Annotated in this window: 14 protein-coding genes; 3 read left to right on the top strand and 11 right to left on the bottom strand. The window is 71.0% G+C overall.

Annotation, left to right across the window (positions count from 1 at the left end):
* Positions 1 to 74 precede the first annotated feature (74 nt).
* Positions 75 to 2,258, top strand: a complete 2,184-nt coding sequence (locus tag ACWIHT_RS12695; RefSeq protein ID WP_456167312.1) for an alpha-galactosidase — start codon at positions 75 to 77, stop codon at positions 2,256 to 2,258.
* Here ACWIHT_RS12695 and ACWIHT_RS12690 read toward each other — a convergent pair.
* A complete protein-coding gene (locus ACWIHT_RS12690; RefSeq protein ID WP_456167310.1) occupies positions 2,239 to 2,961 on the bottom strand; it encodes a response regulator in 723 nt (240 codons plus the stop codon). The genes ACWIHT_RS12695 and ACWIHT_RS12690 overlap by 20 nt on opposite strands.
* Positions 2,958 to 4,073 carry a sensor histidine kinase gene (locus tag ACWIHT_RS12685; protein WP_456167308.1) on the bottom strand — a complete coding sequence of 372 codons (1,116 nt, stop codon included), beginning with the start codon at positions 4,071 to 4,073 and terminating at the stop codon, positions 2,958 to 2,960. Before ACWIHT_RS12685 ends, ACWIHT_RS12690 begins: the two co-directional genes overlap by 4 nt.
* Positions 4,074 to 4,239: 166 nt before the next feature.
* Here ACWIHT_RS12685 and ACWIHT_RS12680 point away from each other — a divergent pair, with 166 nt between their 5' ends.
* Together ACWIHT_RS12680 and ACWIHT_RS12675 are read left to right on the top strand one after the other, a co-directional pair.
* Positions 4,240 to 5,235, top strand: a complete 996-nt coding sequence (locus tag ACWIHT_RS12680) for a carboxymuconolactone decarboxylase family protein (RefSeq protein ID WP_456167306.1) — start codon at positions 4,240 to 4,242, stop codon at positions 5,233 to 5,235.
* Positions 5,236 to 5,398: 163 nt separating this feature from the next.
* Positions 5,399 to 6,070, top strand: a complete 672-nt coding sequence (locus ACWIHT_RS12675; RefSeq protein WP_456167304.1) for a hypothetical protein — start codon at positions 5,399 to 5,401, stop codon at positions 6,068 to 6,070.
* Between the two features lie 23 nt (positions 6,071 to 6,093).
* On the opposite strand, the gene ACWIHT_RS12670 is transcribed toward ACWIHT_RS12675, so the two are convergent.
* From ACWIHT_RS12670 to ACWIHT_RS12630, 9 genes are all read right to left on the bottom strand, one after another.
* Complete coding sequence (locus ACWIHT_RS12670; RefSeq protein WP_456167302.1) at positions 6,094 to 7,626, bottom strand: NCS1 family nucleobase:cation symporter-1; 1,533 nt, start codon at positions 7,624 to 7,626, stop codon at positions 6,094 to 6,096.
* 289 nt (positions 7,627 to 7,915) lie between these two features.
* Entirely contained in the window at positions 7,916 to 8,935 is a 1,020-nt protein-coding gene (locus tag ACWIHT_RS12665; protein WP_456167300.1) for a TIGR03842 family LLM class F420-dependent oxidoreductase, read from the bottom strand.
* Between the two features lie 11 nt (positions 8,936 to 8,946).
* The gene (gene hydA, locus ACWIHT_RS12660; RefSeq protein WP_317885525.1) at positions 8,947 to 10,350 is read right to left on the bottom strand and encodes a dihydropyrimidinase; all 1,404 of its coding nucleotides are present in this window, start codon (positions 10,348 to 10,350) and stop codon (positions 8,947 to 8,949) included.
* A gap of 162 nt (positions 10,351 to 10,512) precedes the next feature.
* Positions 10,513 to 11,355 (bottom strand): nitrilase-related carbon-nitrogen hydrolase, encoded by an 843-nt coding sequence (locus tag ACWIHT_RS12655; protein WP_019071248.1) that lies wholly within the window; start codon positions 11,353 to 11,355, stop codon positions 10,513 to 10,515.
* A gap of 155 nt (positions 11,356 to 11,510) precedes the next feature.
* Positions 11,511 to 13,073, bottom strand: coding sequence for a PucR family transcriptional regulator (locus ACWIHT_RS12650; RefSeq protein WP_456167298.1), 1,563 nt, complete (start codon positions 13,071 to 13,073; stop codon positions 11,511 to 11,513).
* A 27-nt stretch (positions 13,074 to 13,100) separates the two neighbouring features.
* Positions 13,101 to 14,387 carry an aspartate aminotransferase family protein gene (locus ACWIHT_RS12645; RefSeq protein ID WP_456167296.1) on the bottom strand — a complete coding sequence of 429 codons (1,287 nt, stop codon included), beginning with the start codon at positions 14,385 to 14,387 and terminating at the stop codon, positions 13,101 to 13,103.
* Positions 14,384 to 15,226 carry a nitrilase-related carbon-nitrogen hydrolase gene (locus ACWIHT_RS12640; RefSeq protein WP_456167294.1) on the bottom strand — a complete coding sequence of 281 codons (843 nt, stop codon included), beginning with the start codon at positions 15,224 to 15,226 and terminating at the stop codon, positions 14,384 to 14,386. Before ACWIHT_RS12640 ends, ACWIHT_RS12645 begins: the two co-directional genes overlap by 4 nt.
* A gap of 157 nt (positions 15,227 to 15,383) precedes the next feature.
* Complete coding sequence (locus tag ACWIHT_RS12635) at positions 15,384 to 17,051, bottom strand: hypothetical protein (protein WP_456167292.1); 1,668 nt, start codon at positions 17,049 to 17,051, stop codon at positions 15,384 to 15,386.
* A 166-nt stretch (positions 17,052 to 17,217) separates the two neighbouring features.
* Positions 17,218 to 17,469, bottom strand: a complete 252-nt coding sequence (locus tag ACWIHT_RS12630; RefSeq protein WP_019071243.1) for a helix-turn-helix domain-containing protein — start codon at positions 17,467 to 17,469, stop codon at positions 17,218 to 17,220.
* Positions 17,470 to 17,488 lie beyond the last annotated feature (19 nt).

Below are 17,488 nucleotides of genomic sequence, written 5' to 3'. Positions count from 1 at the left end.
CCTGTCCGGCCGCCGGACGGGCCCACTGAGCCGGGCCCGTCCGGTGAGATCCGGGCGCTCGGAAAGGACTCTTCATGCCGGACACCACGGCGCGGATCCACATCCTGCGCGCGGCGGGCACCGCCCTCGTCGTGGAGCTCACCGAGCCGGTGCCCAGGGTGTTGCACTGGGGTGCCGACCTCGGCGACCTCCCGCGGGAGTCCCTGGCCGCGCTCGCCCTGACCGGCGAACCCGCCGTGCTCAACAACTCCGTGGACATTCCGCGCCGGTTCACCGTCTGGCCCACCGAAGCCGACGCCTGGTCGGGCACCCCGGCCCAGGAGGGCCATCTCGCCGGCGCGTTCGCCGCACCCCGGCTGACCCTGGCCGACAGTTCCTACCAACCACGTTCTACGGGTGGGGAGTTGACCCTTCACCTCACCGACCCCGGCACCGGACTCGACGTCACCCTCTCCTACGTTCTGGAGCCCTCCGGGGTACTGGGCGTACGGACCACGCTCACCCGCCGACCGGACGCCGACCCCGCGCCGTACGACCTGGCGGCCCTCACGACGCTGCTGCCGTTGCCGCGCCGGGCATCCGAGGTCCTGGACTTCACCGGCAAGTGGAGCCGGGAGCGTTCACCGCAGCGGCAGCCGCTGGGATTCGGCACACATGCCCGTGAGGTGCGGCGGGGCAAGCCGGGAGTGGACTCGCCGTACGTCATGGCGGTGGGTGTGCCCGGATTCGGCTTCCGCGACGGGGAGATCTGGTCCGTTCATGTGGCCTGGAGCGGCGACCAGCGGTATCTGGCGGAGCGGTTGCCGGAGGGCGCGGGCGCCCACGCGGGGGTGCTCGGCGGCGGCGAACTCCTGCGGGCCGGGGAGATCCGGCTCGCGCCCGGCGAGTCGTACACCGCTCCGGTCTGTCACTTCGCCTGGTCCGACCAGGGCCTGGACGGGCTCGCCGACCGCTTCCACACCCTGCTCCGGGCCCGCCCCACGCATCCGCGCGGCCCCCGCCCGGTGATCCTCAACAGCTGGGAGGCCGTGTACTTCGACCACGATCTGGACCGGCTGCTACGGCTGGCCGACCGGGCCGCCGAGGTCGGTGTCGAGCGGTTCGTGCTGGACGACGGCTGGTTCCGGGGCCGTCGTTCGGACGACGCCGGGCTCGGCGACTGGACCGTCGACCCGGTGGTGTGGCCCGAGGGACTGACCCCGCTGGTGGACCATGTGCGGTCGCTGGGCATGGAGTTCGGGCTGTGGGTGGAGCCGGAGATGATCAACCTGGACTCCGACCTCGCCCGCGAGCACCCCGACTGGGTGCTGGGCCCCGCCCGCGGGGTCGGTCCCGCGGCCCGCCATCAGCATGTGCTGGACCTGGCCGACCCCGATGCCTGGCGGTACCTGTTGGACACGCTGGACGCGCTGGTGGAGAAGTACGGCATCGCCTATCTCAAGTGGGACCACAACCGGGAACTCCACGAGACCGTGCACTCCGCCGCCGACCGTCCCGTGGCGCACGCCCAAGTAGTGGCCCTCTACCGGCTGATGGACACCCTCCGGGAGCGCCATCCCGCGCTGGAGATCGAGAGCTGCGCGGCCGGTGGCGGCCGGATCGACCTGGGCATCCTGGAACGGACCGACCGGGTCTGGGCCTCGGACTGCAACGACCCGGTGGAGCGCCAGACCATCCAGCGCTGGACCGCGCAGCTACTGCCCCCCGAACTGGTCGGCACCCACGTGGGGCCGCGCACCAGCCACACCACGCACCGCGTCAGCTCCGACCAACTCCGCCTGACCACGGCCCTGTTCGGGCACGCGGGCATCGAACAGGACCTCACCCGCTGCTCCCCGGAGGAACTGGCCCGCCTCACCGCCTGGACCGCCCTCCACCGCGAACTGCGCCCGCTGCTCCACGGCGGTCGCACGGTCCGCGCCGACCTGGCCGACGAGTCGACGCTGCTGCACGGGGTCGTCGCCCACGACGGGTCGGCGGCGCTGTACTGCTGGGCGCGGCTCGCCACCTCCCCCGAGGGCCAGTACGGGCGCGTGCCGCTGCCCGGCCTGGACCCCGAGGCGACCTACCGGGTGCGGGTACGCGCCGAGTTGGGCCTGCCGTCCTTCCACGAGACGGCGGAACCGGCCTGGCTGTCCGCCGCCCTCGACGAGGGCCTGTCCCTGCCCGGTTCGGTGCTCACCGTCGCCGGCCTCCCGCTGCCGAACCTCAACCCCGAGCAGGCGCTGCTCCTCGACCTCACGAGGACGGGCGGCTGACCGTGGGCGGCGGGGCGGGCGTCCGCGCCTCGCCGCGGGAGTCCGGTGCACGAGCCGTCACAAGGCCCGACTCGTAGGCGAACACGACGAGTTGGGCCCGGTCGCGGGCGCCGAGCTTGGTCATGGCGCGGCTGATGTGGGTCTTCGCCGTGAACGGGCTGATGACCATGTGGGCGGCGATCTCCTCGTTGGTGAGGCCGCGCGCGGCCAGGGCGGTGACCTCGCGTTCGCGGCGGGTGAGGTGTTCCAGGCCGGTGGCGGTGCAGCGGTCGGGGGGCCGGGAGACGAACTCGCCGATGAGGGTGCGGGTGATCGACGGGGACAGCAGGGCCTCGCCGCCGGCGACGATCCCGATCGCCTGGAGCAGGTCCGCCGGATCGGTGTCCTTCAGGAGGAAGCCACTGGCGCCCGCCCGCAGCGCCTCGAAGACGTACTCGTCCAGGCCGTAGTTGGTGAGGATGACGACCCGGACCGCGGCGAGCGCGGGGTCGGCGGCGATACGGCGGGTCGCCTCGATGCCCGTCATGACCGGCATCTGTACGTCTATCAGCGCGACGTCGGGCAGTTGCGCGCGGACGAGGGCCACGCCCTGTTCGCCGTCGGCCGCCTCGCCCACCACCTCGATGCCGTCCTCGGCGTCGAGGAGGGCGCGGAAGCCCGCGCGCATCAACGCCTGGTCGTCGACGACCACGACCCTGATCATCTCGCCTCCCCCAATGGCAGTTCGGCCCGCACCGCGAAGCCGCCCTCCGCGCGCGGGGCGGTGTGCAGGGTGCCGCCCAGGGCCGTGACACGCTCGCGCATGCCGGTGAGTCCGATGCCGGGCTTCGGCGGACAGCCGGGGTCGGCCGCCCCGTCGTCCTCCACCCGTATCGTCAAGTCGTCGTCGCCGTAGTCGAGTTGGACGCTGACCTTGGCCGGGCCCGCGTGCCGGGCCGCGTTGGTCAGGGCCTCCTGGACGATGCGGTACACCGCGCGGTCGACCGTCGCCGCGAGGGGGCGCTCCTCGCCCGTCACCGCGAGTTCGACGGCGAGTCCGGCCGCGCAGGCCCGCTCGACGAGCAACTCGGGGGTGCCGGTGGGCTCCTCGGTGGTGCGCAGGATCTCCAGGGTGGCCCGCAGCTCCCGCATCGCCTCGCCGCCCGCCTCCTGGATGGCGAGCAGCGCGGGCGGAACTTCCTCGCCGCGCTTGCGGGCCAGGTGGACGGCGACGCCCGCCTGGAGCTTGACGATCGAGATGCTGTGGGTGAGGGAGTCGTGCAACTCCCGCGCTATGCGCAGGCGTTCCTCGCCCGCGCGGCGCAACGCGACCTCCTCGCGGGTGCGTTCGGCCTCCAGGGCACGCTGTTCGGTCTGGCGCAGATACGCCTGCCAGTTGCGGTCGGCGAGGCCGGTGACCACCGCGCACAGGAACCAGCCGGCGATGAGCGCGGTCCGCTCGACCACCTGCTGGGTCGTGGGCCCCGTCGCGAAGTACGCGGCGAGGAACAGCCCGCCCGCCCCGGCGGCCCAACCGCGGTGTCCCGCGCGGGCCGCCGTGTGCATGGCGGCGAGCACGGGCAGAGCGGCGACCGGCCCCGGGTGGGCGTGCAGGACGTAGGCCGCCTCCGCCACCGTGGCCACGGCGAGGACCGCGCGCGGAGCCGTCTGGTAGAACGCCAGGGCCGCCGAGGCGAGCGCGATCAGCGCGTGGTCGACGGCGGTCGTGCCCGCGTCGAAGGCCGCGACGGTCATGACGAGGGCGCCGATCACGACCGCGAGGGAAGCGTCGGCGAGGCGCCTGCGTGGGGTCACATCGACCGGGTACCCGCTCATGACCGCACAGTAGACCGCCGCGCCGACGTGGGCGTCAGCCCTGTGGACAACTCCTGGACTACTCCCCACGCAGTACTTCCCGGCCCCGCACCACCCGGCCGACGCAGCGTCAACTCCCTTCGGCCGTACGACGACCCGGGGCACCCGGGCGGCGCACGCTACTGCCATGCCCACACCCTTCCGTCACACCCTGCCCCCGTCGCCGAAGTCCGCCACCGGCCGCACCGCCGAGGTCTTCGAGCAGATCGCCGTCGACTTCGGCATCGAACGGCCCCCGACCTTCGTGGTCCTGTCCTCCGTGCCCGAACTCCTGGCGCCCGCCTGGGCGTTGATGCGGGAGTCGCTGATCGCGGGCGCCGGCAGCCGCACCGGCAAGGAGCTGGCCGCCCTCGGGGTCTCGCTCGCCAACAAGTGCCCGTTCTGCGCGGACGCGCACACCGTCCTGCTGCACGCCACCGGCGACCACGCCCTCGCCGAGCACCTGGCGCGCGGCGGCACACCGGAGGACAAGGAGCACGCCCGGATGCTCGACTGGGGCCGCCGCACCCGGGTCCCGGGCGCGACCCTGGCGCCGTACCCGTTCCCGCCCGAGCAGGCACCCGCCTACCTCGGCACCGCACTCGCCTTCCACTTCATCAACCGCATCGTGTCGGCCCTGCTGACCGAACAGCTCCTGCCGGGCAACGCCCAGCGGTTCCGGGCCGTCCGCAGCCTCGCCGGGCGCAGCGTGGCCCGCACCGTGCGCCGCAGGGCCGTACCGGGAGCGGCGCTCCCCCTGCTCGACACGCCGGGCCCCGGCCCTGGCTGGGCGGCCGGAACCCCGGTGGGCCCGGCCTACGACGCCCTGCGCACGGCGGCGCTCGCGGGCGCGGATCTGCTCGACGCGGACGACCTGACCCTCGTACGGGAGACGTTGTGGGCCTGGGACGGAGGGCATCCGCCGGTCGTGCTGCGCGGCTTCCCGAACCGGCGGGAGCGGCCGGCGGCGCGCCTGGCGGTGCTGGCCGCGCTCGCGCCGTACCGGATATCGGAGGAGGACGTGGCCGCCTGGCGGGAGCCGTCGCGGAGTGACGCGAGTCTCGTGCGACTCGTCGCGTACGGTGCGTTCGCGGCCGTCGAACGGATCGAGACGACGATGCGGGTGGCCGCCTGCCTCACCTGAGCGGTGGACATAAGAGGACACACAACGCGTCCGCGGTCGGGCACTGTCACCGCACAGGCACGGAGCGAGTTCACACTTCCGCCTCACAGGGAGTCATGTGACACTGACGTTCCCGTCCGCAGTGCGGACCCGCTCCGCACCCTTCCCCCACGAGAAGTGCGACTTGCGTTCTCTACCTCTGCCGCTCGCTCTCACCGCGCGTCTGTCGCCGGTCGTCGTGCTCGCCGCGATGGGCTGGGCCCTGACGTCCGGTCCGTTCGCCGCGACGACGACCGCCGATCACAAGGCGACGCCCGAGTCCGACTCCTCGTCCGGGACCTCGGCGCCGTCGACGGCACCCGTGGTCAAGGCGTACTCCACGTCCCCCGCCCCGTGCGGAAGTGTGACGGTGGCGACGATCAAGTCCCTGGTGCCGGGCGCGAAGACGGCCGGCAAGGAGATCCCGTCGACGGACACGAAGGTGCGCCGCACCTGCTCGTGGAACGCGCTCAAGGGGTACGACTACCGCTGGCTCGACGTGTCGTACGAGATCACGGAATCGGACGAAGCGGCAAAGAAGTCGTACACCGAGACGACTACGGAGAAGAGTGGCGGCGGAGTGGTGCCCGGGCTCGGGGACGCGGCCTACTCCATCGTGAACCTCACCACGGAGGACAAGCAGCAGACGCGTGAGGGCACGGTCGTCGTCCGCGCGGGCAACGCGCTGGTGACCATCACGTACAACGGCAGCGACTTCGAGAACAAGAAGGCGCCGAGCACGGACGTCATCAACAAGGGCGCGATCAAGGCCGCGAAGGAAGCGGTGACCGCGCTACAGGGCGCCAAGGCCAGCTAGCCCCGGCGCCCTGTCGGCACGTCCTACACCTTGACGCGCGTCCACTTCTTCCGGGTCCCCAGTGTCAGCCCCACGTAGAGGACCATCGACGTGCCCAGGCCCACCGCCCAGCCGTAGTCGGCGAGGGAGGACAGGGCCGGGATGGGGCGGCCGTCGATCAGCGGGTGGAAGTCGGCGCCGCCGACGGCGAGTACGCCACCCACCAGGAAGGCGACGACGGCCCGCCAGTTCCAGCCGCCGTCGTACCAGTAGCGGCCGCCCGCCCTGTACAGATCGGTCAGGTCGAGCTTGCCGCGGCGCAGGATCCAGTAGTCGGCGATGAGGATGCCGGCGACCGTGCCGAGCAGACCGCCGACCAGACCGAGCCAGGTGAAGATGTAGCCCTGCGGGTCGGAGTACAGCTTCCACGGGAAGATCAGCACGCCCAGGACGCTGGTGATCAGGGCGCCGGTACGGAAACTGATCTTCCGGGGCGCGATGTTGGAGAAGTCGAAGGCGGGCGAGACCAGGTTGGCCGCGATGTTCACGGACAGGGTCGCGACCAGCACGGTCACCAACGCGTACAGCAGGCCTACGACGTTGTCGGTCTTCGCCGCGAGCTGTACCGGGTCCCAGATCGCCTTGCCGTAGACGGCCTGCGAGCCGGAGGTGACGAGCACCGACAGGAACGCGAACAGGGTCATGGTGGTCGGCAGACCGAGCGCCTGGCCCCACGTCTGGGCCTTCTGGCTCTTGCCGTAGCGGGTGAAGTCGGGGATGTTCAGCGACAGCGTGGACCAGAAGCCGATCATGCCCATGAGCGAGGGCCAGAACAGCTTCCAGAAGCTGCCGCCCCAACCGAGCTTCGAGGGCTGGTCGAAGAGCGGGCCGAGGCCGCCGGCCTTGCTGCTCATCCACCACAGCATCACGAACGCGCCGACGAGCACGAAGGGCGCCGCCCAGTTCTCGAAGCGGCGGATCGTCTCCATGCCCCGGTAGATGATGGCCACTTGAAGCACCCAGAACAGCGCGAACGACAGCCACATCGTCCAGGCGTACCCGCCGATGTGCGAGGCGTTGGCCCAACTGTCCCCGATCAGCTTGCCGGCGAGGAAGAAGATCGCCTCACCGCCGATCCAGGTCTGGATGCCGAACCAGCCGCAGGCCACCAACGCCCGTACCACGGCGGGGAGGTTGGCGCCGCGCACACCGAACGAGGCGCGCGCGAAGACCGGGAAGGGGATGCCGTACTTCGGCCCCGCGTGCCCGGTGAGCAGCATCGGCACCAGCACGATCAGGTTGGCGAGGGCGATGGTGAACACCGCCTGCTTCCAGTCCATGCCGACGGCGATGAGCCCCGAAGCCAGGGTCCAGGAGGCCGTGTTGTGGGCCATGCCGACCCACAGCGCGGAGAAGTTGTACGTGGTCCAGGTGCGCTTCTCGACGGGAACCGGCAGCAGATCGTCGTTGGCGTAGGGCCCGCTGGGCTGCGGAGATCCGGGGGCGATCTCCACCCGCCCGTCGGCGAGGGTGACTTGAGCGGTCGGCTCTATGGCCGTGGGAGCGGTGTCGGTCATGGGCAGGCCAATCAATGAGGTGGGTCCGGAAAGGCCGTGCGGGGGCTTGGCGGGGCCGGGGAAGGGCGAGTGCGTGCCCGCGTCGTTCGGTGCGTGCTCTCGGTGTGCCGGGCGAAGGTCCTCGTAGCGGAGCTACTTGGGCCTTCGCCCGGTGCGGCGAGAGTGCGTGCCGGGCGGCGTGGGGGCGTGCTTGCCCTTCCCCGGCCCCGCCACCCCCCTCCCCAGGACGGTGGGGAGGGGGAGAACTGGAGTGGGGGGACGGGGAGTTGAGCGGATTTACCAGTACGGCTCAGCCGTTGACGGCCGGGATCACCCTCGAGCCGTAGGCGTCGATCGTCGCTTCCTGCGCGTCGTGCATGTCGTAGACGGCGAACTGGTCGACGCCCAACTCGCGCAGTGCGTTGAGCTTTTCGATCTGCTTCTCGGCCGATCCGATGATGCAGAACCGGTCGACGATCTCGTCGGGCACGAAGGCGGTGTCGGGGTTGTCGGCGCGACCGTGGTGCGAATAGTCGTACCCCTCACGGGCCTTGATGTAGTCCGTGAGTTCCTCGGGTACGGCCGCGGAGTGCTCGCCGTACTTGGAGACGAGGTCGGCGACGTGGTTGCCGACCATGCCGCCGAACCAACGGCACTGGTCGCGCGCGTGGGCGAGCGCCTCCGGGGAGTCGTCCTCGGTGACGTAGGCGGGCGCGGCGACGCAGATCTTGACCTCGGACGGGTCGCGTCCGGCGGCGACGGCCGCGTCCTTCACCGCCTTGACCATGTACTCGGTGAGGTAGAGGTCCGAGAGCTGGAGGATGAAGCCGTCGGCCTCCTCGCCGGTCATCTTCAGGGCCTTGGGGCCGTACGCGGCCATCCAGACCGGGAGTTGGGCGTCCTCCTTGGCCCAGGGGAACTTGATGACCGTGCCGCCGAGGTCCGCCTCCTGGCCGGAGCCGAGCGCCCTGATGACCTTCATGGCCTCGCTGATCCGGGCCAGGGTGTTGGGAGTTCGGCCCGCGACGCGCATCGCGGAGTCGCCGCGGCCGATGCCGCAGACCGTGCGGTTGCCGAACATGTCGTTCAGGGTCGCGAAGGTGGAGGCGGTGACCTCCCAGGTGCGGGTGCCCGGGTTGGTGACCATCGGGCCGACCGTCAACTTCGTGGTGTTGGCCAGGATCTGACTGTAGATCACGAACGGCTCCTGCCACAGCACGGCGGAGTCGAAGGTCCAGCCGTAGGTGAAGCCGTTGCGCTCGGCGCGCTTCATCAGGCTGATGACCCGCGAGGCCGGCGGGTCGGTCTGGAGGACAAGTCCGAAGTCCATTGGCGCCACTCCTAGTTGAGGTACTGACTGGTGGAGCGCGGGGTGTAGACGCCGTGGCCCGCGTGCCCGGTGTACTCCCGCTCGGTGATGACGAGTTCGCCGCGCGAGAGGACGGTCTCGACGCGGCCGGTGAGGCGCTTGCCCTCGTAGGCCGAGTAGTCGACGTTCATGTGGTGGGTCTCGGCGGAGACGGTCTGCTCGGCGTGCGGGTCGTAGATGACGACGTCGGCGTCGGCGCCCGGGGCGATGGTGCCCTTCTTGGGGTAGAGGCCGAACATCCGCGCCGGGGAGGCGCAGGCGATCTCGATCCAGCGGCGGCGGCTGATGTGGCCGTCGACGACTCCCTGGTGGAGCAGGTCCATGCGGTTCTCGACGCCCGGCATGCCGTTCGGGATCTTCGAGAAGTCGCCCCGGCCGAGTTCCTTCTGGCCCACGAAGCAGAAGGGGCAGTGGTCGGTGGAGACCACCTGGAGGTCGTTGGTGCGCAGGCCCTGCCACAGCTTGGCCTGGTGCTCCTTCGGCCGAAGGGGCGTGCTGCACACGTACTTCGCGCCCTCGAAGTCGGGCTCGGCGAGGTTGTCGGTGGAGAGGAACAGGTACTGCGGACAGGTCTCGCCGAAGACCGGGAGCCCCTCGTCGCGCGCCTTGGCCAGCTCGGCGACCGCCTCCATCGCGGAGACGTGGACGACGTAGAGCGGGGCACCGGCGACCTGCGCGAGCTTGATGGCGCGGTGGGTGGCCTCGGCTTCGAGGAGGGCCTTGCGGACCTCGCCGTGGTAGCGGGGGTCCCTCTCGCCGCGGGCCAGCGCCTGCTCGACCAGCACGTCGATCGCGATGCCGTTCTCGGCGTGCATCATGATCAACCCGCCGTTGTCGGCGGCGCGTTGCATGGCGCGCAGGATCTGGCCGTCGTCGCTGTAGAAGACGCCCGGGTAGGCCATGAACTGCTTGAAGGAAGTGACGCCCTCCTGCACCAGCAGGTCCATCTCCTTGAGGGTGTCCTCGTTGACGTCGGAGACGATCATGTGGAAGCCGTAGTCGATGGCGCAGTTGCCCTCGGCCTTGGCGTGCCAGGCGTCGAGGCCCTCGCGGAGGGCTCCGCCGACGCTCTGGATCGCGAAGTCGACGATGGTCGTCGTACCGCCCCAGGCGGCGGCCCGGGTGCCGGTCTCGAAGGTGTCGGCCGCCTTGGTGCCGCCGAACGGCATCTCCATGTGCGTGTGGGCGTCGACCCCGCCCGGGATGACGTACTTCCCGGTGGCGTCGATGACCCGCTCGGCGGTCCACGCGTCGGCCGTCGGGGTGCCGGAGGTGGCCAGGGCCGCGATGCGGCCGTCTTCGATCAGGACGTCGGCGTGGAGTTCGTCGGACGCGGTGATTACTAGGCCGCCGCGGATGACGGTACGGGTGCTCATTTTGACTCCGCTGGGTTGTCGTCGGGTGCGGGTCGTTGGGTTGTCGGGTGCGGGTCGGTGGGGGCTGGTCGCGCCCCGCGGCGAAGCCGCTAATGGACGCTGCCCCGCGCCCCTTTGGGAAGGGCTGCGCCCTCCCAAAAAGGGGCGCGGAAGCAGCCCGAGTTACGGGGCGGTCAGGGGCCCGTACGCGTCCGGGCGGCGGTCGCGGTAGAACTGCCAGCGGTCGCGGACTTCCCTCAGCTTGGCCAAGTCCAAGTCCCGGACGACCAGTTCGGGCTCCTTGTCGCTGGCCACCTCGCCCACGAACTGGGCCTCCGGGTCGACGAAGTAGGTCGTGCCGTAGAAGTCGTTGTCGCCCAACTCCTCTACGCCGACACGGTTGATGGCGCCGACGAAGTACTCGTTGGCGGCGGCGGCAGCGGGCTGTTCCAGCTGCCACAGGTACGCCGACAGGCCGCGCGAGGTCGCCGACGGGTTGAAGACGATCTCCGCACCCGCGAGGCCCAGCGCACGCCAGCCCTCCGGGAAGTGCCGGTCGTAGCAGATGTAGACACCGATCTTGCCGACCTTGGTGTCGAAGATCGGCCAGCCGCTGTTGCCCGGGCGGAAGTAGAACTTCTCCCAGAATCCGGGGACTTGGGGGATGTGGTGCTTGCGGTACTTGCCGAGGTAGGAGCCGTCCGCGTCGATCACGGCGGCCGTGTTGTAGAGGACGCCGGGCTGCTCCTCCTCGTACATCGGCAGGACCAGGACGATGCCGTGTTCCTTGGCGAGCGCCTGGAAGCGCTTGACGATCGGGCCGTCCGGGATCGCCTCGGCGTACTCGTAGAACGCCTTGTCCTGGACCTGGCAGAAGTACGGTCCGTAGAACAGCTCCTGGAAGCACAGGACTTGAGCACCCTGCGCGGCGGCATCGCGGACCGCCTGCTCGTGGACCTGGATCATGGACTCCTTGTCGCCCGTCCAGGCTGTCTGGAACAGGGCGGCACGAATCACGGTGCTCATCGGGACCTCCGGTCGCTAGGTGTGTGAGGAGCCTAGGAAGTCCGAAAGTCGTCTTTGAGTTGCACGGTGTCACGTCTGCGGGCGCACGGCGTTCCACCGTGTCACCCTGTCGTGGCCGCATGTTTCACCGCCGTTTTCGCAGGTAGTCCCATGTTTCACCCCTGTTGCGCGTCGTGCGCGAGGAGCGCGATGTGCACCGACGCGGCCTGCTCGAAGTCGTCGAGGTCCACGCCGAGCCGGCCCTCTATCGCCTCCAGCCGGCGGTACAGCGCGGGCCGTGAGACGTGGTGGAGCTGAGCGGTGCGCGACTTGTTGCGACCGGTGGCCAGATACGTGCGCAGTACGGCCAGGAGGTCCTCGTCGGCCGCGCACAGCAGCCCGTCCAACTCCCGTTCGGCGAAGGACTGCACCTGTGGGTCGTCCCGCAACAGCCTGATCAGGCCGCGCAGATGGACGTCCTTGAGGCGTACGACGGTGGGGAGTTCGAGGGCGTCGCTGGAGTCGGCCACGGCGTCGGCCACGTGCTGTGCCTCGCGCAGCCCGGCGGGCACGTCGTCCCAGACGGTGCGCTGCCCCGCGGCGGCCACCACCGCCTTCAACGACCCCGACTCGGTGCGCAGTCGGCTCGCGAAGTGCGCGGCGAGGGCGTCCGCGTCCTGGTCCCGGGGGAGGCTGAGCAGGACGGCGGTGACGCCGTCGGCGAGTTCGGCGACGAGTCCGGGCAGGCCCAACAGCCGTAGGACTCGGTCCAGTTGGGTCGTGTCGCCGTCGCGTACGACCATCGGTACGAAGGTGCGCCGGTTGACCGGCAGGCCTGCGGCCCGCGCGCGGGGCAGGAGTTGGCGGGCCGGTACGACTCCGCTCGCCAGGTCGGTGAGCAGGCTCTGCGCGGACTGTTCCTCCCAGGTGTGGGCGGAGCCGCCGAGCATGCGGTGCAGGACGAGGGCCTCGGCGGCGCGGTCGGCGAGGAGGCGTCCGGTGGCGGTGTCGCCGCGGTGGCCGCACAGCATGATCTGGCCCCAGCGCTCGCCGCGTCCGCCCAGTTCGGCGCGGATCCAGCCGTCGCCCTCGCTGCCCCCGGCCTGCCGGGAGATGCGCTCCCAGTCGCGCAGCACGTCGTCCACCGCCGACCGCTCCCCCGCCGTGGCGAGGACCCGGTGCGCGAGGTTGGTGACGACCACGGGACAGGCGCTGTGCGTGGCGACCTCGTCGAGCAGGCTCTGCAACGGGGCGCCGCCGGTGATGAGTCCGGTGAGCGCGGTCCGTACGGCCTCGGAGAGGCTGACGGCGGCGAACTTCCGCCGTACCAGCCGGGATTGGACCTCTTCCGTCAACTCCGCGAAGGGGAAGGGGCGGTGGAGCACCACCATGGGCAGCCCGCAGCGCTCGGCCGCGCGGCGCATCACGTCCGGCGGGGCGGGGAAGGCGCGGCCGAGCCCGAGGACGACGGCCGAGGCCTCCGCGCGGTGCAGGGACTGGATGTACTCGGCCTGGGCGCCCTCGTCGCCGGCGAGGAGCACTCCGGTGGTGAGGACCATCTCGCCGCCGGTGAGCATCACGCCGACGTCGGCGGCCTCGGCGACGTGCACCCACCGCACGGCGCGGTCGAGTTGGCTCGCGCCGGCCACCACCTCGGGTTCCCCGGCCAACACCCGTTCCAGGGCGAGGACCTGACGGACCGACAGCGCGGGTTCCAGGGGGTCGAAGGTGGTGGCCATGACGATGTTCCCTTGCTCGTACTGCTGCTACCGCGTGCTCGCCAGAGCCCGTTCGAGGATGGTGGCGCCCTCTTCGGCCTCCGCGACGGTGAGGGACAGCGGTGGGGCGATGCGCAGGGCGCTGGTGTCGTGTCCGCCGCCCTTGCCGATCAACAGCCCGCCCTCGCGGGCCGCTTCGAGCACGGCGGAGGCGGCCTGCGGATCCGCCTCGTCGGTGCCCGGTTTCACCAGCTCGACGCCGATCATCAGCCCGCGCCCGCGCACTTCCCGTACGCCGGGGTGCTGGGCGGTGACGGCCCGCAGCCGCTCGATGAGGAGGCCGCCGACGCGCCGGGCGTTGCCCTGGAGGTCGTGCTCCAGGAGGTAGGTGAGGTTGGCGAGGCCCGCCGCCATGGTGATCTGGGTGCCGCCGAAGGTCGAAATGCTGTTGGAGTCGAGGCAGTTCATGATGTCGGCGCGGGCGACGACACCGCCGATCGAGCTGCCGTTGCCGATGCCCTTGGCGAAGGTGAGGATGTCCGGCGGGCCGTTCTGGCCGTGCGCCTGCCAGCCCCAGAAGTGGTCGCCGGTGCGGCCCCAGCCGGTCTGCACCTCGTCGGCGATCCACAACACCCCGCGCTCGGCGAGGACTTCGCGGAAAGCCGCGTACAGGCCGTCGGGCGGGGAGGTGAACCCGCCGACGCCCTGGACGGGTTCGGCGATGAGGGCGGCGGGCGGGCGGACGTGACCGAGCAGGTCCTTGAGGTCGGCCACGCAGGCGGCGATGAACTCGCCGTCGGACAGGTGGGCGTAGGGTCCGCGCGTGCGCACACCGCCGTGGACGTAGAGCGTCTGGAGCGGGGAGAGCGAGGTCGGGGACCAGCCGCGGTTGCCGGTGATGCCGACCGCGCTGAAGGAGCGGCCGTGGTAGCTGTTGCGCATGGCCAGGATCTGGTTGCTGCGCCGGTACGAGGTCGCGAGCATCAGCGCGGTGTCGTTGGCCTCGGTGCCCGAGGTGGTGAAGAAGACACGGGCGTCGGGGATGCCGGACAACTGGGCTACGCGCTCGGCGAGTTCGACCATCGGGCGGTTGAGGTAGAGCGTGGACGAGTGGAGGATCCGCCCGGCCTGCTCACTGACCGCCTTGGTGACCTCGGGGAGCGCGTGCGCGGTCATGGTGGTGAGGATGCCGCCGAAGAAGTCGAGGTACTTGTTGCCCTCGGCGTCCCAGACGTGCCGGCCCTCGCCGTGGGTGATTTCGAGCGGGTCGTCGTAGTAGAGGGCGAGCCAGTCCGGGAGCACGGCCTTGTGCCGTCCCAGCAGATCCTTGGTCACGGTTGCACCAACCCTTCGTAGGCGTCGGGACGACGGTCGCGGTAGAACGCCCACTGCTGGCGGACTTCCTCGATCAACCCGAAGTCCAGGTCGCGGACGACGAGTTCCTCGTCCTTGTCGCTGGCGACGTCGCCGACGAACTGGCCTCGCGGGTTGACGAAGTACGACGTCCCGTAGAAGTCGTTGTCCCCGTACTCCTCCTGTCCAACCCGGTTGATCGCGGCGATGAAGTACTCGTTGGCGACGGCCGCGGCGGGCTGCTCCAGCTGCCAGAGGTAGGCGGAGAGGCCGCGTGAGGTGGCGGACGGGTTGTAGACCAACTGGGCGCCGTTGAGGCCGAGTTGGCGCCAGCCCTCGGGGAAGTGGCGGTCGTAGCAGATGTAGACGCCGACCCTGCCGACCGCGGTGTCGAAGACGGGCCAGCCGGCGTTGCCCGGCTTGAAGTAGTACTTCTCCCAGAAGCCCTTGACCTGGGGGATGTGGTGTTTGCGGTACTTGCCGAGGAAGGTGCCGTCGGCGTCGATCACGGCCGCGGTGTTGTAGTAGAAACCGTCCTGCTCGATCTCGAAGACCGGGACGACGATCACCATGCCGGTCTCGCGTGCGAGCTGTTGCATACGACGCACGGTCGGCCCGTCGGGCACCGGCTCGGCCCAGCTGTAGTGCTCCGGTTCCTGGACCTGACAGAAGTAGGGGGCGTTGAACACTTCCTGGAACCCGATGATCTTGGCCCCCTGACGGGCCGCCTCGCGGGCGTGTTCCTCGTGTTTCGCCACCATGGACTCGGTGTCGCCGGTCCAGGTGGCCTGGACCAGAGCGGCGCGTACGACGTTGGCCATGAGCTGCTCCTTCGACGGGACGTCAGAGCCTCTACGCCCGTAGACAAGTCCGTAGAGGGATGAACGTAAGCCTCCGGAGGAGCCTTGCCAAGACCATCGTCGTTAACCCGCGGAGTCGATCGCGTTTCACACTCCGGTGGGCGAGTCGATGGGCCGGTCAGGCAGTGAAGCCCGCGACCCGGAGGGCGTGGACCAGGTCCCAGTGGCGTTCGTCCGAGACGCCCTGGGCGGCCTCCAGCAGCAGCGGGACGAGCTGCTGGGGGTCGGCCGCGACGCTGCGGGCCGCCTCCTCGGGGGTGCGGACCCGGACGTAGGCGTCGAGCATGGCGTTGATCTCGCGGCGGCGGCCCTCGGCGACGAGCGCGAGCACCGCGTCACCTATCTCCTCGGCCGGGCGGGCCACGCCCTGCCGCAGGATCTGCTCTCCGTCCGCCGTACGGCCCGCCGCGACCAGCGCGTCCGCCGCGCCCACCAGCCGGTCGGCGGGCAGCGAGGCGGCCTCCCACAGGAGCGTCGCCCAGTCCGCGCCGAGCCCGGCGCGCTGGAGCTCGGCCGCGAGCAGCGGGAAGCGCGCGGCGGGCCAGTACGCGGCCTCGGCGAGCAGCGCGTGCGCCTCGCCGCTACGGCCCTCCCGCCGCAGCCCCACGAGCCGCTGCACGGCCTCCACGGTGGTCTGCCGGGCGTCGGCGTCCAACGCCTCCCGCTTGGGCTGCGTCCGCTCGGCCGGCCGCGCGGCCCCGGCGAAGCGGGCCCCGCGCGGGGTGCGACGGGCAGCGGACGCGGGGGTCGGCAGCTCCGGTACGGCGGCCGCGGGGTCCGGCGCCGGGGCGCCCGCTGCGGTGTCGTCCTCGGTCATACCGGCGAAGCGGGCACTGCCCCGGCGGCGCTTGCGTTGCTTGGGGGTGGGAGCAGGGGTAGAGGCGGGGGCCGGGTCGGGGTCGGGGGACTGTGCGGGCTCGGGGGCCGTGGGCCAGTCGGCGGGGGTGGCGGCGGGGCTCGGGAAGTCGTCCCGCAGGGGGGCCGGGCCGCCGTAGCCGGGGTTGGCGCGGTCGAAGTCCTCGTAGCCGCGGCGCGCCTCACGGACGCCCTCGTCGTGGCGCAGGGGATCAGGGCCGCCGTAGCCGCTCCGGGGTCCGGTGGCGGGCGTCTGTTCGGCGTCGCGCTGGCGGGGCAGGCGGTGCGGGGCCGGTCCGTTGCCGTACGCACCGTAGGGGGCCTGCCCGTCGGACCAGCCGCTCTGGTCCTGGAAGGTCTCGTCGACCCGGAACACGTTGCCGTGCCGGTCGCGGTGGACGGCCCCGCCACCTCGGAGGCGGACGAGGTTGTCCAACTCCTCGATGCGGGCGCGGAGTTCGATGCAGCGGGCGGTGGCGCGTTCGTGGTCGTCGTGGGCCCAGGCGAGGTCGAGGCGGAGGGCGTCGGCCTCTTCCTGCGTGGTGGCGGAGGTGAGCAGCCGTCCCAGTTCCGCCTGTCGTTCGGCGGCGTACTTCTGCTCGCGGAGCATCACGTCGAGCCGGTCGCCGAGGGCGTCCCGGCTGCCGGGCCGGGCGTCGAACGCGGCGAGCGCCGCCGCGTGCAGGGCGCGGGCCCGCTCCTTCTCCTGGGCGGCGACACCGGGGCCGTACTCGGCACCGAGGTCCTGGAGCAGCGCCTCCACCACGTCCCAGGGCGGTATCTCACGTCCGCCCAGGCAGGCCTGCATACCATCGGGATCGCGCTGCCAGAACACCCCGCACCAGCCACCGCCCTGGTCGAGGCGCGCCAGGAGTCGGTCGAGGTAGTTCGCGAACTCCCGCACCTGTCCGGGGAGTTGATCCACAGCCATGCTCCAACTCCCGCCAGACCGGAATGCTCCGATCCGTAGAAAACACCATTTGTGTTACGACGCGGCTACAGAAGCTTTTCGAGCCGGGCGCAGAGAGTTCGGAGCCTACGCCTCCCCCCTGTGCGCCCGCCGGGTTCCGCGATATCCGACGCGTCCAACACCCGGTTCAGGCCGCCAACGGCGCACATCTGACCACGAGTTGATCCATGGACAGCCCGAGCGCGTCGGCAAGTGCGGCGACCGTGAAGAAGGCGGGCGTGGGAGCCCGGCCGGTCTCGATCTTACGGAGGGTCTCCGCCGAGATGCCCGCGTGCGCGGCCACGTCCGTCATGCTCCGGCCACCACGGGCCTCGCGGAGCAACCGGCCGAGCCGTTCGCCGCGTTCACGCTCTTCGGGGGTGAGAGGGGTGCGTACCATGCCGTCATTCTAATACCGG

It is taken from the genome of Streptomyces sp. NPDC002276, assembly GCF_053891435.1.
This window is presented reverse-complemented; position numbering and strand designations above follow the sequence as displayed.

What these genes read in the sequence shown, in the direction of transcription:
- ACWIHT_RS12690 (WP_456167310.1), bottom strand. Translation starts at nt 2,961, where the DNA reads ATGATCAGGGTCGTGGTCGTCGACGACCAGGCGTTGATGCGCGCGGGC.
- ACWIHT_RS12685 (WP_456167308.1), bottom strand. Translation starts at nt 4,073, where the DNA reads ATGAGCGGGTACCCGGTCGATGTGACCCCACGCAGGCGCCTCGCCGAC.
- ACWIHT_RS12635 (WP_456167292.1), bottom strand. Translation starts at nt 17,051, where the DNA reads ATGGCTGTGGATCAACTCCCCGGACAGGTGCGGGAGTTCGCGAACTAC.
- ACWIHT_RS12695 (WP_456167312.1), top strand. Translation starts at nt 75, where the DNA reads ATGCCGGACACCACGGCGCGGATCCACATCCTGCGCGCGGCGGGCACC.
- hydA (WP_317885525.1), bottom strand. Translation starts at nt 10,350, where the DNA reads ATGAGCACCCGTACCGTCATCCGCGGCGGCCTAGTAATCACCGCGTCC.
- ACWIHT_RS12655 (WP_019071248.1), bottom strand. Translation starts at nt 11,355, where the DNA reads ATGAGCACCGTGATTCGTGCCGCCCTGTTCCAGACAGCCTGGACGGGC.
- ACWIHT_RS12650 (WP_456167298.1), bottom strand. Translation starts at nt 13,073, where the DNA reads ATGGCCACCACCTTCGACCCCCTGGAACCCGCGCTGTCGGTCCGTCAG.
- ACWIHT_RS12640 (WP_456167294.1), bottom strand. Translation starts at nt 15,226, where the DNA reads ATGGCCAACGTCGTACGCGCCGCTCTGGTCCAGGCCACCTGGACCGGC.
- ACWIHT_RS12665 (WP_456167300.1), bottom strand. Translation starts at nt 8,935, where the DNA reads ATGGACTTCGGACTTGTCCTCCAGACCGACCCGCCGGCCTCGCGGGTC.
- ACWIHT_RS12630 (WP_019071243.1), bottom strand. Translation starts at nt 17,469, where the DNA reads ATGGTACGCACCCCTCTCACCCCCGAAGAGCGTGAACGCGGCGAACGG.
- ACWIHT_RS12670 (WP_456167302.1), bottom strand. Translation starts at nt 7,626, where the DNA reads ATGACCGACACCGCTCCCACGGCCATAGAGCCGACCGCTCAAGTCACC.
- ACWIHT_RS12680 (WP_456167306.1), top strand. Translation starts at nt 4,240, where the DNA reads ATGCCCACACCCTTCCGTCACACCCTGCCCCCGTCGCCGAAGTCCGCC.